The sequence below is a fragment of the Nocardiopsis sinuspersici genome (assembly GCF_001998325.1).
GTDB classification, from domain to species: Bacteria; Actinomycetota; Actinomycetes; order Streptosporangiales; family Streptosporangiaceae; genus Nocardiopsis; species Nocardiopsis sinuspersici.
Genome location: NZ_MCOK01000001.1, coordinates 3,226,394 through 3,241,676, shown reverse-complemented (window position 1 = coordinate 3,241,676; position 15,283 = coordinate 3,226,394). Strand labels below are relative to the sequence as shown.

Here is a 15,283-nt window from a genome sequence, read left to right as displayed (position 1 = left end):
CCAGCGGCCACGAGGACGTGGCCGCAGCACGGAGGCGGGCAAGCCACAGCACACACGACGGAAACCGCCGTGACACACGGCGCCACAACTTCATCCGCACGCAGCAGGGCCAACGTCGTCCCGGATGCGCTTTTTCACAAAGCCGAGGAAAGACGACAGGAGGGTAGATGCCTGCTGGCCAGGTGCGGCGTTCGTCCGTCCGAACGAACGCGGAAACCACTTCCCAGGGCCTGTACGACCCCGCCTTCGAGCACGACGCCTGTGGTGTGGGCTTCGTGGCCGACCTCACTGGACGTCGCAGCCACGACACCGTCGAGAAGGCGCTCACCGTACTCCGCAACCTCGACCACCGCGGCGCCTCCGGGGCCGACCCCGACGACGGCGACGGCGCGGGCATCCTCACCCAGGTCCCGCACGAGCTCTACACCGAGGTCTGCGACTTCCCGCTCCCCGAGGCGGGCGCCTACGCCACCGGCATCGGCTTCCTGCCCGCCGACGCCACCGAGCGCACCGCCGCCGTCGAGCGCATCAACGCCATCGTCGCCGACGAGGGCCTGACCCTGCTCGGCTGGCGCGACCTTCCCTTCGAGCCCCAGTACAGCGGCCCCGCCGCCCGCCAGGCCATGCCCTACTTCGGGCAGCTCTTCATCGCCGGCACCCCCGGCACCGCCACCGAGGGCCTGACCGGCATCGACCTGGAGCGCCACGCCTACTGCGTGCGCAAGCGCTCCGAGCACGAGACCGACGTCTACTTCCCGAGCCTGTCCCCGCGCACCATCGCCTACAAGGGCATGCTCACCACCCCGCAGCTGGAGCCGTTCTTCCCCGACCTGTCCGACCGGCGCTACACCTCCGGCCTGGCCCTGGTCCACTCCCGCTTCTCCACCAACACGTTCCCGTCCTGGCCCCTCGCCCACCCGTTCCGCTACGTCGCGCACAACGGCGAGATCAACACCGTCAAGGGCAACCGGAACATGATGCGGGCGCGCGAGGCCAAGCTCGCCACCGACCTCATCCCCGGCGACCTCGACCGGATCTTCCCCATCGTCGACCCCGACGACTCCGACACCGCCTCCTTCGACGACGCCCTGGAGCTGCTGCACCTGGGCGGACGCTCGCTGCCGCACGCGGTGCTCATGATGATCCCCGAGCCCTGGGAGAACCACACCGAGATGGACCCGGCCGTCCGGGCCTTCTACGAGTACCACTCCACCCTCATGGAGCCCTGGGACGGCCCCGCCTCGGTGTCCTTCACCGACGGCACCGTCGTCGGCGCGGTCCTGGACCGCAACGGCCTCCGCCCCGGCCGCTACTGGGTCACCGAGGACGGCTTCGTCGTCCTGGCCAGCGAGTCCGGCGTCCTGGACATCGACCCCGCCACCGTCGTGCGCAAGGGCCGCCTCCAGCCCGGCCGCATCTTCGTCGTCGACACCGCCCAGGGGCGCATCATCGAGGACGAGGAGATCAAGGCCGAACTCGCCGCCGAGCACCCCTACCAGGAGTGGATCGACTCCGGCGTCCTGCGCCTCGCCGACCTGCCCGAGAGCCGACCCGCCCCGGTCACCGAACTCAACCTCTCCCAGCAGGTGTTCGGCTACACCGAGGAGGAACTGCGCGTCATCCTCACCCCGATGGCCCGCACCGGCGCCGAACCCATCGGGTCCATGGGCACCGACACCCCGGTGGCCGCGCTCTCCGAGCGCTCCCGACAGCTCTTCGACTACTTCTCGCAGAACTTCGCCCAGGTCACCAACCCGCCCCTGGACGCCATCCGCGAGGAGATGGTCACCAGCCTGGCCACCCTCCTGGGCGCCGAGCACAACATCCTGGACGCCGCACCCGGCGACACCCAGCGCCTCGTCCTGCCCACCCCGGTCGTCGACCAGGCCGAACTGGCCGCCATCCTCGCCGCGGGCCAAGGCAACCCGGCCCTGAAGAGCTTCACCGTCGACGGCACCTACCCCGTCGACGGCGGCGGCGACGCCCTGTCCACCCGCCTGGAGCAGATCAACGACGAGGTCTCGGCCGCCATCGCCGACGGCGCCCACATCCTCGTGCTCAGCGACCGCGGCGCCGACGCGCACCGCGCGCCCATCCCGTCGCTGCTGCTCACCGGATCGGTCCACCACCACCTGGTCCGCGAGAAGACCCGCACCGAGGTCGGCCTCCTCATCGAGGCCGCCGACGTGCGCGAATGCCACCACGTCGCCCTGCTCGTCGGCTACGGCGCCTCCGCCGTCAACCCGTACCTGGCGCTGGCCACCGTCCGCGACCTGGTCGAGAGGGGCACCATCGGCGGCATCGACGCCGACCAGGCCGTCCGCAACACCGTCAAGGCCTTCGGCAAGGGCGTCCTGAAGGTCATGTCCAAGATCGGCGTGTCCACGGTCAGCTCCTACACCGGCGCCCAGATCTTCGAGGCACTCGGCCTGGGCCGGGAGGTCGTCGACCGCTGCTTCACCGGCACCACCTCCCGCCTGGGCGGCGTCGGCTTCGACGTCCTCGCCGAAGAGGTCGCCATCCGCCACCGCCGCGCCCACACCGCCAACCCGAGCGCCCACCGGCGCCTGGAGGTCGGCGGCGAGTACCAGTGGCGCCGCGAGGGCGAACCGCACCTGTTCAACCCCGAGACCGTCTTCAAACTCCAGCACTCCACCCGTACCCGCAAGTACGACATCTTCAAGGAGTACACCTCCAAGGTCGACGACCAGGCCGAGAAGCTCATGACCCTGCGCGGACTCTTCCGCCTCAAGGAGGGCGTGCGCCGACCCGTGCCCATCGAGGAGGTCGAGCCCGTCTCGGAGATCGTCAAGCGCTTCTCCACCGGAGCCATGTCCTACGGCTCCATCTCCGCCGAGGCCCACCAGACCCTCGCCATCGCGATGAACCGCCTCGGCGGCAAGTCCAACACCGGCGAGGGCGGCGAGGACCCCGACCGCTTCACCCCCGACGCCAACGGGGACCTGCGGCGCAGCGCCATCAAGCAGGTCGCCTCCGGCCGCTTCGGCGTCACCTCGCACTACCTCAGCAACGCCGACGACATCCAGATCAAGATGGCCCAGGGCGCCAAGCCCGGCGAGGGCGGCCAGCTACCCGGCCACAAGGTCTACCCGTGGGTCGCCCGGACCCGCCACTCCACACCCGGCGTCGGACTCATCTCCCCGCCGCCGCACCACGACATCTACTCCATCGAGGACCTCGCCCAACTCATCCACGACCTCAAGAACGCCAACCCCTCCGCGCGGGTCCACGTCAAACTGGTCTCCGAGGCGGGCGTGGGCACCGTCGCCGCCGGCGTGTCCAAGGCACACGCCGACGTCGTCCTCATCTCCGGCCACGACGGAGGCACCGGCGCCTCGCCGCTGACCTCCCTCAAGCACGCGGGCACCCCCTGGGAGCTCGGCCTCGCCGAGACCCAGCAGACCCTGCTGCTCAACGGCCTGCGCGACCGCATCGTCGTCCAGGCCGACGGCCAGATGAAGACCGGCCGCGACGTCGTCGTCGCCGCCCTGCTCGGCGCCGAGGAGTACGGCTTCGCCACCGCGCCCCTCGTCGTCTCCGGCTGCGTCATGATGCGCGTGTGCCACCTCGACACCTGCCCCGTCGGCGTCGCCACCCAGAACCCCGCCCTGCGCGAGAGGTTCTCCGGCCAGGCCGACCACGTGGTGAACTTCTTCGAGTTCATCGCCCAGGAGGTCCGCGAGTACCTCGCCCAGCTCGGCTTCCGCAGCCTGGACGAGGCCATCGGCTCCGTCGACCTGCTCGACACCACCGAGGCCCTCACCCACTGGAAGGCACAGGGCCTGGACCTGTCGCCGATCCTGCACGAGGTCGAGCCCTGGGCGGGCGACCAGCGCACCCAGCGGCGCAAGCAGGACCATGGCCTGGAGAAGGCACTGGACAACACCCTCATCCAGCTCAGCGAGGGCGCCCTGGAATTCGGCCAGCCCGTCAGCCTCGAACTGCCCGTACGCAACGTCAACCGCACCGTCGGCACCATGCTCGGACACGAGGTCACCAAGCGCTACGGCGCCGACGGCCTGCCCGACGACACCATCGACATCTCCTTCACCGGGTCCGCCGGCCAGTCCTTCGGCGCGTTCGTACCCAGCGGCATCACCCTGCGCCTGTCCGGCGACGCCAACGACTACGTCGGCAAGGGACTCTCCGGCGGACGCGTCGTCGTGCGCCCCGACACCGGCTCCCGACTGGTCGCCGAGGACCACATCATCGCCGGAAACGTCATCGGCTACGGCGCCACCTCCGGCGAGATCTTCCTGCGCGGCGTCGTCGGCGAACGCTTCTGCGTCCGCAACTCCGGAGCCACCGCCGTCGTCGAGGGCATCGGTGACCACGGCTGCGAGTACATGACCGGCGGCCGCGCCGTCGTCCTCGGCCGCACCGGCCGCAACTTCGCGGCCGGCATGTCCGGAGGCGTCGCCTACGTCCTGGACCTGGACCGCGAACGCGTCAACCCCGGGATGGTCGACGTCGAAGCCCTCACCGACGAGGACCGCGCCTTCCTCACCGACGTCCTCACCCGCCACCACGCCGAGACCGGATCGGCCGTCGCCGAACGGCTCCTGGCCGACGGCGACACGGGCCTCGACCGGATCGCCAAGGTCATGCCCCGCGACTACAAGCGCGTCCTGCTCGCCCAGGCCGAGGCCGAACGCGAGGGCCGCGACGTCAACGAGGCCGTCATGGCCTCCGCGCAGTCCTGAGCGCCAGCGAACACGAAAGGAGGAAGAACACATGTCCGACCCCAGGGGTTTCCTGAAGATCACCGAGCGCGAGCTGCCCAAGCACCGCCCGGTCGACGTACGCATCCAGGACTGGCGCGAGGTCTACGAGGACTTCGACCGGGGAACCGTCACCAAGCAGGCCTCACGCTGCATGGACTGCGGCATCCCCTTCTGCCACAACGGCTGCCCGCTCGGCAACCTCATCCCCGAGTGGAACAACCTCGTCCACACCCACGACTGGGCCGAGGCGATCGAGCGCCTGCACGCCACCAACAACTTCCCGGAGTTCACCGGACGGCTCTGCCCCGCCCCGTGTGAGTCCGCGTGCGTGCTCGGCATCAACCAGCCCGCCGTGACCATCAAGAACGTCGAGGTCTCCATCATCGACCGCGCGTGGGAGGAGGGCTGGGTCAAGCCCCTGCCCCCCGCCACCCGCACCGGCAAGAAGGTCGCCGTCGTCGGCTCCGGCCCCGCCGGACTCGCCGCCGCCCAGCAGCTCACCCGCGCCGGACACGACGTCACCGTCTACGAACGCGCCGACCGCGTCGGCGGCCTGCTGCGCTACGGCATCCCCGAGTTCAAGATGGAAAAGCGCCACATCGAGCGCCGCGTCGCCCAGATGGCCGCCGAGGGCACCACCTTCCGCACCGGCGTCGACGTCGGCGCCGACGTCACCGTCGACCGGCTGCGCGCCGAGCACGACGCCCTCGTGCTCACCGGCGGAGCCACCGCCTGGCGCGACCTGCCCGCCAAGGGCCGCGAACTCGGCGGCATCCACCAGGCCATGGAGTACCTGCCCCTGGCCAACCGGGTGCAGGAGGGCGACTACGAGCACCCCGCCATCGACGCCCAGGGCAAGCACGTCGTGGTCATCGGCGGCGGCGACACCGGCGCCGACTGCGTGGGCACCGCCCACCGCCAGGGCGCGGCCTCGGTCACCCAGCTGGAGATCATGCCCAAGCCGCCCGCCAAGCGGCCCGACCACCAGCCCTGGCCGACCATGCCCATGCTCTACAAGGTCACCAGCGCGCACGAGGAGGGCGGCAAGCGGCTCTACTCCGTCAACACCGTGGAGTTCCTCGGTGACGAGGACGGCAACGTCCGCGCCCTGAAGCTGGTCGAGGTCAAGCGCACCGACAAGGGCTTCGAACCCGTCGAGGGCACCGAGCGCGAGATCCCCGCCGAACTGGTCACCCTCGCCATGGGCTTCGTCGGCCCCCAGAAGGAGGGCATGATCGAGCAGCTCGGCGTGGAACTGGACGGACGCGGCAACGTCGTCCGCGACGCCGACTACCGGACCACCGTCGACGGCGTCTTCTGCGCCGGCGACATGGGCCGCGGCCAGTCGCTGATCGTGTGGGCCATCGCCGAGGGCCGCTCCGCCGCCGCCGGAGTGGACCGCTACCTCACCGACGACAGCGCACTGCCGGTCGCCATCCCGCCGACCGAGCGCCCGCTGGTCTAGCGACCGGCGAAAACAGGCGACGACGCGCCGGGCCCGGGGGAGAGACCCTCCGCGCCCGGCGCGCCGCCGCCCGCGCCCGGCGAGACGGACACCGAAGCGGGCGGGCGGCCCGGCCGGACACCGCCCCCTCCACAGGCCCCTCGCACCCTGGCCCGACGGGGCGAGGACGGGGATACTGGAAACAGGGGGACCCGCCCCCGCACCATCCACACCCCGCGAGGGCCGCTATGACCTATCGGCTGATCGCCGACACCGCCATGGTCGTGCACCTGGCCTTCCTCGTCTACGTCGCCCTCGGCGGCTTCCTCGCCTGGCTCCGGCCCCGCCTCATCCGGCCCCACGTCGCCTGCGCCCTCTACGGACTCGGCATCACCGTCATCGGCTGGCCCTGCCCCCTCACCCACGTGGAGCACTGGGCCCGCCGACGCGCCGGACAGGCCGGCCTCCCCGAGAGCGGATTCATCGACCACTACCTCACCGGCATCGTCTACCCCGCCGAACACCTGCTCACCGTGCAACTCGCCGTCGCCGCCACCGTCCTCGCCTCCTGGGCCGGCCACGTCCTCCTCACCCGAAGACGCAAACGCCACACCGCCGCGAACCGCACGTAAATATCGCGGATGGATTCGCCCGCCACCCGTTTCGCCCACGCGGACACCGACGTACCGTCGAAGACATGACCGTCGTGACCTGGGACTCCTTCCGCGCAGCAGAGCACTTCACCATGCGCAGCGCCCGGCTGATCGACCGGCACCGCTTCGCCCACCTGTTCCAGAACGGACCCGTCGAACCCGTCCGCGCGGCACTCGCCGCCTACCGCAACATCGACGGCGGCTACGGCAACGGACTCGACCCCGACCTGCGCGGACACGCCAGCCAGCCCGCCGCCACCGGAATCGCCCTGGACTACCTCGACGACCTCGGACCCATCCCCGCCAGCCTCGGCCACGGCATCTGCCGCTACCTCTCCACCGCCACCAACCCCGACGGAGGCCTGCCCCCCGTCCTGCGCAACATCCGCTACACCGAGTCGGCGCCCTGGTGGCAGCGGCACGAGGACTTCTCCAGCAGCCTCGGAACCACCGCACTCATCGCCGGATACCTCCACAAACACCACATCACCCACCCATGGCGCGACAACGCCACCGCCTACTGCTGGAAGCGCGTCGCCGCCCTGCGCTGGACCGACCCCCACGAGGCCATCGGCGTGTGCACCTTCCTCCAGCACGTGCCCGACCGCCACCGCGCCGTCCAGACCGTCAACCGGCTCCGCCCCATGATCCGCGCGGTCGTGGACACCGACCCCGAGCCCGGCACCCACCACCACACCCACAACGCACTCGACCTGGCACCCCGCCCCGGCCACATCGCCCGACCGCTCTTCACCGACACCGAGATCGGACACGGCCTCGACCTCATCGAACGGACCCAGCGCCCCGACGGCGGCTGGGACACCACCGGACGGCACTGGGACACCGCCGCCACCATCGAGAACGAGGGCATACGCACCATCCGGCTCCTCCGCGTCCTGCGCGCCTACGGCCGCATCGGCGCCTTCCTGCCACCGCCACGCCAGGACCACTGACACCCCCAGCCACCACGGCGCCACCGGGCGACGCGGCCGCGAAGCTCCGCCGGGGTGTACCCGGCCAGGGCAGCCCCCGGCCCACACCCACAGCGCCCCCGGTCGGCCCGCTAGCCCAGCGCCAGGAAACGCACCCCCGCCGCCTCCAGGGCGTCGCGGCCCGCGTCCGAGCCGGAGCGCCCCGTCACGGCGCGCACCGCGGCCAACCCGCCGGCACGGTCCGACAGGGCCCCGGGCAGCACCCGCTCCACGGCCCCGCCGCCGCTCCCACCGAACAACAGCCGCACCACCACGGCCAGCGCCTCCTCGGCGCACCACGGACCCCGGCCCAGCGCGTCGGCCAGGTCCAGCCCGTGCACCCCCAGCTCCACCACCCGCGTCACCAGGAAGTCCGTCAACAGCATCGGATCACCGTGCCGGGTCACCACCACCCGATCCACCGGTTCCACCGCCAGCCGCGCGGCCAGCTTCCCCCAGGACACCCCGAGCACCCTCCCCGGCTCTCCCGGGCCCGCCCCGCGCGCCGCCCTCACCGCCGACTCCACCCGGTCGGCGTTCACCTCGGGAGAGAACCGCACGTCCGGCGCGTAGTACCCCGCGGCCGACACCAGCGGCCCCGCCCCCTCCGGGGCGTCGGCGTCCAACATCACCAGAACCCGGTGCAGAGCACCCACCGTGTGCGCCGCCAGGGCCGCCACGTCCCACGGAACACACCGCGTCGGCAGCGCCGCCTCCTCCTCCGACAACCCCAGCAACACCCGTTCCAACACGCCCACCTCTGACGAAATGGCGGAAATCACCACATCACGTCTCCACACGGCACACCTCCCACAGTGGCGACAACCGTACGCACACCGTCGCCACACCACCCCGAACCATCACCCAGGGCCACCGGATTCGTCACCACGCCACCTCACACACACCCACTCGCAACCTGGTTTAGACCACTGCATCCACCAGACGCTCTAGAGTGTTAGGCGTGACACGTCGAGCAAAAATCGTCGCGACCCTCGGTCCCGCCACCTCGAGCCCGGAAGTCCTCCGCAAGCTCGTCGACGCGGGACTGGACGTCGCCCGAATCAACCTCAGCCACGGAACCCACGACGACCACAGCGCCAGCCTCGCCAACCTCCGGCAGGCCGCTGAGTCCGCACACCAGGCGGTCGGCGTCCTCGCCGACCTCCAAGGACCCAAGATCCGCGTCGGCACCTTCGCCGACGGACCCGTCGAACTCACCACAGGCGACGAGTTCACCGTCACCATCGACGACGTCCCCGGAGACGGCACACGCGTCTCCACCACCTACAAGGGACTCCCCGGAGACGTACGCCCCGGCGACCGCGTCCTCATCGACGACGGCCGCATCGTGCTGGAGTGCACCAAGACCACCAGCACCGACGTCCACACCCGCGTCATCTACGGCGGCACCGTCTCCAACCACAAGGGACTCAACCTCCCCGGCGTCGCCGTCAGCGTCCCCGCGCTCACCGAAAAGGACGAGGAGGACCTGCGCTGGGTCCTCCACCAGAACGTCGACATGGTCGCCCTCTCCTTCGTCCGCAGCCCCGCCGACGCAGAGGAGTGCCACCGCATCATGGACGAGGAGGGCGTCGTCGTCCCCCTCATCGCCAAGATCGAGAAACCCCAGGCCGTCGAACGCCTGCAGGACATCATCGAGGCCTTCGACGGAGTCATGGTCGCCCGCGGCGACCTCGGCGTCGAACTCCCCCTCGAAAACGTCCCCATGGTCCAAAAGCGCGCCGTCGAACGCTGCCGCGACAAGGCCAAACCGGTCATCGTCGCCACCCAGATGCTCGAATCCATGATCGGAGCACCCCGGCCCACCCGAGCCGAGACCTCCGACGTCGCCAACGCCGTCCTCGACGGCGCCGACGCCGTCATGCTCTCCGGCGAGACCAGCGTCGGCAAGTACCCCATCGAGACCGTCGAGACCATGGCCCGCATCGTCGGCGCCGCCGAGCAGGAGTCCCTGCGCGCCTCGCACATCCTCAACCGGGTACCCGAGACCACCGGCGGAGCCATCGCCCGCGCCGCCGCCGAGATCGGCGCCACCGTCGGCGCCAAGGCACTGGTCGCCTTCACCATGTCCGGTGAGACCGCCCGCCGCCTGGCCCGCTACCGCTCTCCCATCCCGCTGATGGCCTTCACCACCGAGGAGACCACCCGCGGAAGGCTCTCCCTCACCTGGGGAGTCGAGAGCCACATCGTGCCCTGGGTCGACAACACCGACGACATGGTCCGTCAGGTGGAGAGCGAACTCCTCCAACTCGGTGACTACCACAAGGGCGACAAGATCGTCATCGTGGCGGGCAGCCCGCCCGGAACCGTCGGTTCCACCAACTTCCTGCGCGTCCACCGCCTCGGCGACGCCGTCGCCCTCGCGACACCGTAGGAACCAGGCGCCCCCCACAGGCGCCCACCGACGTGCCGCATCAGGTCCTGCCCGGAGGAAACGGCGTATGAGCCGCGCCGCCCACCGGGCCAGGACCAGGTGCGGCCGACGTCTCTCCGGGCCCCCGAACCCCTCCACGGGCACCCAGGCCCTCCCGGGCCTTACGAGCCCCTCCATGAGCCCGCTGAGCCCCCTCCAGGCCCCCTCGGACACCTCCCGGCCCCGCGGCCGGCGAACCCCGGCTAGGGCTCCTGGCCGAAGGCCACACCGCCCTCGGGCAGCACCCGCTCCAACGGCATGTCCCACGGCAACAGGTTCCACGGGCTCCGCGCGTCCTCCGACAACAGGCCCAGCGCCGCCCACACCCGGTCCGTGCCGCCGTGATCGCCCTCCACACCCTTCTCGGGCCACAACAGGTACCCCGCGTGGAAGGCCGTCGACAACTGCTGCCACGACGAGTACCGGCGCTGAAGATCCGACGCCACCCGCCGCAACAGCGTCTGCGTCTCCACCGGGCTCAGCCAGTCCAGCGACGCGCCACCGCACACCAGCCGGATCACGTGCACCGACTTCCACCACTGGTAGGCACCGATCAGCACCGTCTCGTCCGCCTCCGTCACACCCGTGACCGCGCGCAGCCGGGCCACCTGGTCATCGGTCAGACGCACCCGCGCGCCCGTGGACTCCCCGCCCCGCTCCCGCGGAAGACGCGACCTGGCGACCCCGGCGCGCAGGTCCACCACCAGGTCCAGGCTCGGACCGGTGTGCAGCTCCTCGAACAGGGCCTCGACCGCCTCCCGCAGCGAGTCGCGGTCGGTCACCCCCCACTGGTGCTCCAACATGCGCCGGTAGCGGCGGCGCAGCGAGGGCCGGGCCACCACGTCCCACGGCTCGGCCAGCGCCACCCGGAAGGGCGCCGCCACGGCCGCGGCCCAGCGCTCGGTGCTCAGGGGGGCGTCGGGGTCCTTGGTACGCACCGTCGGGGACTCCCGGGAACCGATCACCAGCTCGGCGAAGGAGCCGGCGACCAGTACGGCCACGGGTAGGAAGGCCCACCCCGGCTGGCCGAGGGCCACGAGCAGGACGATGAACAGCGCTACGGGAGTCAGCAGCCAGGGCTGGCGGCGTTGGGAGCCCCAGGCCACCACAACCCAGGCGCCGATAACCAGTGCGCCGATGACTCCGGCCACCGCGGTCAGCACCCGCTGCTCCTCTCCTGAGAAATCGCCTTCGAACCTCAAGGATCAAGGACGCGCGCCCGCACGGGCGACCGAACCGACGGGTTGTGCTCAGGTTGTGGCCGTGATGTGACCGGTTCAGCCTGGTTGCCCCGGCATAAAGTGACAAAAGGCCTATTTGGGGTGGTACCGGCCGGGTAGTTACGGAGGTTCTGGCCCGTCTGTCCGATCCCTCAGTACTTGGGCCCGACGAAGGCGTCCATCCGCGCCACCGCGGCCTTCTTCGACACCGAGATGATGGTTTGGTCCTGGAACGGGGGCCGGACCCGAGTGTGGCTCTTCCATGGGATGTTGAGGCGATCGAGAGCCGTGGTGAAGAGATGCACGATGTCCGACGACGTGTTGGAGAAGTGGTAGCGCGGATACTCGTAGTACTCGTTCCTGCCCTTCTTCCGGATGCGGTTGAGGATGCGACATCCGTCAGAGTGGACCAGGCCACGGATGAACGGTTCAGGGTGGTCGTCGACGACCTTCTGCTGCCAGGAAGCCAACACGATGGGCCGGGAGTGCTTGTGGCCCTTGCCGTGCTGGGGGAAGAGGCAGGGCCAGTGCTTGGACGCGGCTTTGACGGACGTGCACCCGTTCCTGGACACACGGAAGGTTCCGACGGGGAAGACGGCCTCCATGGCGCTGGCACAAAGATCCATCAGCCCTGGATACTTGTTGTCACAGAACACCCACAGTACGTATACGCCACGTCGCGAGGTCGTGATGTGGCCATCCCCGAGATAGAGCCCTAGCAGATAGGCGTAAGCCTTGTTGTCGAGTCGGGCGTCGTGACACCTGGGGCAATAGACCGTGCGGTTCTGGCGGCGTGCTTCGGTCGCTGGAGCACGCCTGTTGCCGTAGCGCCAGTGCCTGATCGCCTGCACGGAGACACCGCACTGCGTCGAGATGGCCTTGTCGGTCAGTCCCAGAGCCTTGAGTCGGAAGGTTTCATCAACTACGTCGCGTGAGTACATAGCGTGAATATTTGCTCACGCCTGTGACATTCCGTCGATGTGATGACTACGGTGGGTTGATATGCCCGAAATGCCGAGAGCCGCCCTACTGGGGCGGCTCTTCGCGTGGCTGCTGTCGGTGCCGGAAGTGGGATTCGAACCCACACGCTCTTGCGAGCCAAGGCTTTTGAGACCTCTATGTCTACCATTCCATCATTCCGGCTGGTTTGTCCGGTTTGCTCCGGGGGTGTCTGGAGGGGCGCCACTCCGTCAACGGTGATGTCACGATTGACGCGCAGTGCCGGTCCCGACGGTCAGCATCCTAGCGGATCTCGGTAACCTCGTGTACGTGACGAGGACGCAGAGCCGTGTGGTGATCGCGGAAGACGAGGCCCTGATCCGCCTGGACCTCAAGGAGATGTTGGAAGAAGACGGCTACGCCGTCGTGGGCGAGGCCGGTGACGGCGAGACCGCCATCCGCCTTGCCCAGGAGCTCAAGCCCGACCTGGTGATCACCGACATCAAGATGCCGGTGCTCGACGGACTCTCGGCCGCCGAGCGCATCGCGGGGGAGAGGATCGCCCCGGTGGTGATCCTGACTGCCTTCTCCCAGCGGGAGCTGGTCGAGCGGGCACGCGAGGCCGGGGCCATGGCCTACCTGGTCAAGCCGTTCAACAAGACCGACCTCGTGCCCGCAATCGAGATGGCCACCTCCCGCTACGCCGAGTTGGCCGCGCTGGAGTCCGAGGTCAGCAACCTCCAGGACCGCCTGGAAACACGCAAACTGGTCGAGCAGGCCAAAGGACTGCTCCAGAGCCGCCACGGGATGAGTGAGCCCGAGGCGTTCCGGTGGATCCAGAAGAACTCGATGGATCGGCGCCTGACCATGCGCAAGGTCGCCGAAACCGTCGTCGAGACCCTCGGGGAGCAGTAAGCGACGCTTACGGTTCCACCACCGTGAGGCTTGAGGCAGGGGCCGCACCCGACCGGGTGCGGCCCCTGCCGTTGTCCGGGGAGGGACTGTTGCGCCCCTGTCCTCCCCGGGCGGCCACGCCTCCTCCAGGATGCTTATGTGTCCTTCTGAGCACGAAGAGTGCGGAGGGGTATGCAGATCAGCCTGTGTGGGGATGGAAACAAGACAGATTGTTCAGGGTCAATCCGCCCCCGGTACCAGTTTGATCTCGTTTGCGCACAATGGGGTGACGGTTGGGTCACGTGGCTTTAGCGATGCTGAATGACCAGCCTAAATCGGGCTAAACTCACCGCACCGAACAGCAAGGACATGCGGTGTCGAATGTGTTCATTCGGCACTGCCCCCTCAGATGCGCAAGGAGCGCGCGTGCGCACACGCCTCGTGACCGTGCTGCTCGCCCTGATCACCGCCATCCTGGTGATCCCCGGGCCAGCTGCGACGGCAGACGAACAGGGCGGTGAGTCGCTGCACGGTCAGATCCTCAACCCGGAAGATCGGGATCAAGGTGTCGAAGGCATCAGGATCACGGTCTTCGACGGTGAGGACGAGACCGGGGCGGCGGAGACCGACTCTGATGGAATGTGGGAAGTGGAGTTGCCCGGACCGGGCACCTACCGCGTCGTGGTGGACCAGGAGTCCGTCCCCAGTGAGTTCGTCGTACGAGAGGGCCTCATCGTCGACGGTGAAACCGAGGTGGAGGTCGAGGCCGGCGGCCAGCGGCCCCTCATCATCGGGCTGGAGCGGCCGGGCGCGTCCGACGACGACTCCGCCTCCCCCTCGGAGGAGGAGAGCGAGGACTCCGGCGCCGCGGCCGCGGACGACGAGGCCGTCGCGCCCGTGGCGGACAGCGGCGGCTCCTTCGGTGAGCGGTTCGTCCAGCTCGCCGCGGCGGGTCTCCTGTTCGGCCTGGTCATCGCGGTCTCCGCGATCGGACTCTCACTGATCTTCGGCACCACGAAGATGATCAACTTCGCCCACGGCGACATGGTGACCTTCGGCGCGATGGCCGCCCTGGTCTTCAGCTCCGGGGCCGCCGGCCTGGGCAACTCCCTGCTGGCGATCTTCGCGGGTCTGGGGGTGGCGGTCCTCCTCGGCGGTTTCCTGGAGGGCAGGTGGCCCCGGGCGGTGCTGATCACCGCGCAGTGGACGGCGATCTTCGTCGGCATCGCGCTGGCCACCGTCCTCGGGGTCATGGGCGACGCGGTCGGCTGGAGCGTGCCGCTGTGGCTGGCCGCCGGGATCGCGGTCCTCATGGGCGCGGTGCTGGGCGCGTCGATGGAGCGCTACATCTGGCGCCCCCTGCGGCACCGCAACGTCGCGCTGATCCAGATGTTCATCGTCTCGATCGGTCTGGCGCTGGTCGTGCGCCACGTGATCCTGGTGCTCTTCGGAGCGGGGCGTTCGCGCTACGCCGGCTACCAGATCCAGGAGCCGGTGCGGTTCGGTCCCGTGGAGATGGCGCCGCGCGACCTGGTGGTCATGGCCGTGGCGGTCGTGGTCCTGGTGGGGGTGGCCTGCCTGTTGCAGTTCACCCGTATCGGCAAGGCGATGCGCGCGGTCTCGGACAACAGGGACCTGTCCGAGTCCTCGGGTATCGACGTGGACCGGGTCACGCTGTACGTGTGGGGCCTGGGAGGGGGCCTGTCCGCGTTGGGCGGGGTGCTCTACGGGCTCAACCAGGTCGTCGAGTACGAGATGGGCTTCCGTCTGCTGCTGATGATGTTCGCCGCGGTGATCCTCGGCGGTCTCGGCACGGCCTACGGTGCGATGGTCGGCGGTCTGGCCGTCGGCATGGTGGCGATGCTGTCCACCCTGTGGTTCCCGTCCCAGCTCATGCAAGCCTGGGCTTTGGCCCTGATGATCCTCATGCTGCTGATCAGGCCCCAGGGTCTGCTCGGTCGGCGCGAGCGGGTCGGCTAGGAG

Annotated in this window: 10 protein-coding genes and 1 tRNA gene; 7 read left to right on the top strand and 4 right to left on the bottom strand. The window is 69.5% G+C overall.

What is annotated here, in order from left to right:
* The first annotated feature begins 167 nt into the window (after positions 1-167).
* The 4 genes from gltB to NOSIN_RS13900 all read left to right on the top strand — a co-directional run bounded on the left by gltB (position 168) and on the right by NOSIN_RS13900 (position 7,795).
* A complete protein-coding gene (gltB, locus tag NOSIN_RS13915) occupies positions 168-4,724 on the top strand; it encodes a glutamate synthase large subunit (RefSeq protein WP_077691154.1) in 4,557 nt (1,518 codons plus the stop codon).
* Between the two features lie 31 nt (positions 4,725-4,755).
* Complete coding sequence (locus tag NOSIN_RS13910) at positions 4,756-6,210, top strand: glutamate synthase subunit beta (protein WP_077691153.1); 1,455 nt, start codon at positions 4,756-4,758, stop codon at positions 6,208-6,210.
* Between the two features lie 227 nt (positions 6,211-6,437).
* Entirely contained in the window at positions 6,438-6,821 is a 384-nt protein-coding gene (locus NOSIN_RS13905; protein WP_077691152.1) for a DUF2784 domain-containing protein, read from the top strand.
* A 74-nt stretch (positions 6,822-6,895) separates the two neighbouring features.
* Positions 6,896-7,795, top strand: a complete 900-nt coding sequence (locus NOSIN_RS13900) for a prenyltransferase (RefSeq protein WP_077693583.1) — start codon at positions 6,896-6,898, stop codon at positions 7,793-7,795.
* A gap of 110 nt (positions 7,796-7,905) precedes the next feature.
* On the opposite strand, the gene NOSIN_RS13895 is transcribed toward NOSIN_RS13900, so the two are convergent.
* Positions 7,906-8,562: a maleylpyruvate isomerase N-terminal domain-containing protein gene (locus NOSIN_RS13895; RefSeq protein ID WP_227014767.1), complete on the bottom strand. Its 657-nt coding sequence runs from the start codon at positions 8,560-8,562 to the stop codon at positions 7,906-7,908.
* A gap of 212 nt (positions 8,563-8,774) precedes the next feature.
* Between NOSIN_RS13895 and pyk the strand changes: the two genes are divergently transcribed.
* Positions 8,775-10,208: a pyruvate kinase gene (pyk, locus tag NOSIN_RS13890; RefSeq protein ID WP_077691150.1), complete on the top strand. Its 1,434-nt coding sequence runs from the start codon at positions 8,775-8,777 to the stop codon at positions 10,206-10,208.
* 242 nt (positions 10,209-10,450) lie between these two features.
* Here the strand turns inward: pyk and NOSIN_RS13885 are convergent, their stop codons facing one another.
* The 3 genes from NOSIN_RS13885 to NOSIN_RS13875 all read right to left on the bottom strand — a co-directional run bounded on the left by NOSIN_RS13885 (position 10,451) and on the right by NOSIN_RS13875 (position 12,610).
* Positions 10,451-11,410, bottom strand: coding sequence for a DUF1266 domain-containing protein (locus NOSIN_RS13885; RefSeq protein WP_077691149.1), 960 nt, complete (start codon positions 11,408-11,410; stop codon positions 10,451-10,453).
* A gap of 209 nt (positions 11,411-11,619) precedes the next feature.
* Positions 11,620-12,408, bottom strand: a complete 789-nt coding sequence (locus tag NOSIN_RS13880) for a helix-turn-helix domain-containing protein (RefSeq protein WP_077691148.1) — start codon at positions 12,406-12,408, stop codon at positions 11,620-11,622.
* Between the two features lie 119 nt (positions 12,409-12,527).
* Positions 12,528-12,610 (bottom strand) — tRNA-Leu (locus NOSIN_RS13875).
* A gap of 147 nt (positions 12,611-12,757) precedes the next feature.
* Between NOSIN_RS13875 and NOSIN_RS13870 the strand changes: the two genes are divergently transcribed.
* Together NOSIN_RS13870 and NOSIN_RS13865 are read left to right on the top strand one after the other, a co-directional pair.
* Positions 12,758-13,321, top strand: a complete 564-nt coding sequence (locus NOSIN_RS13870) for an ANTAR domain-containing response regulator (protein WP_171986665.1) — start codon at positions 12,758-12,760, stop codon at positions 13,319-13,321.
* Between the two features lie 405 nt (positions 13,322-13,726).
* Positions 13,727-15,280, top strand: a complete 1,554-nt coding sequence (locus tag NOSIN_RS13865) for a branched-chain amino acid ABC transporter permease (RefSeq protein ID WP_077691146.1) — start codon at positions 13,727-13,729, stop codon at positions 15,278-15,280.
* Positions 15,281-15,283: the final 3 nt, after the last annotated feature.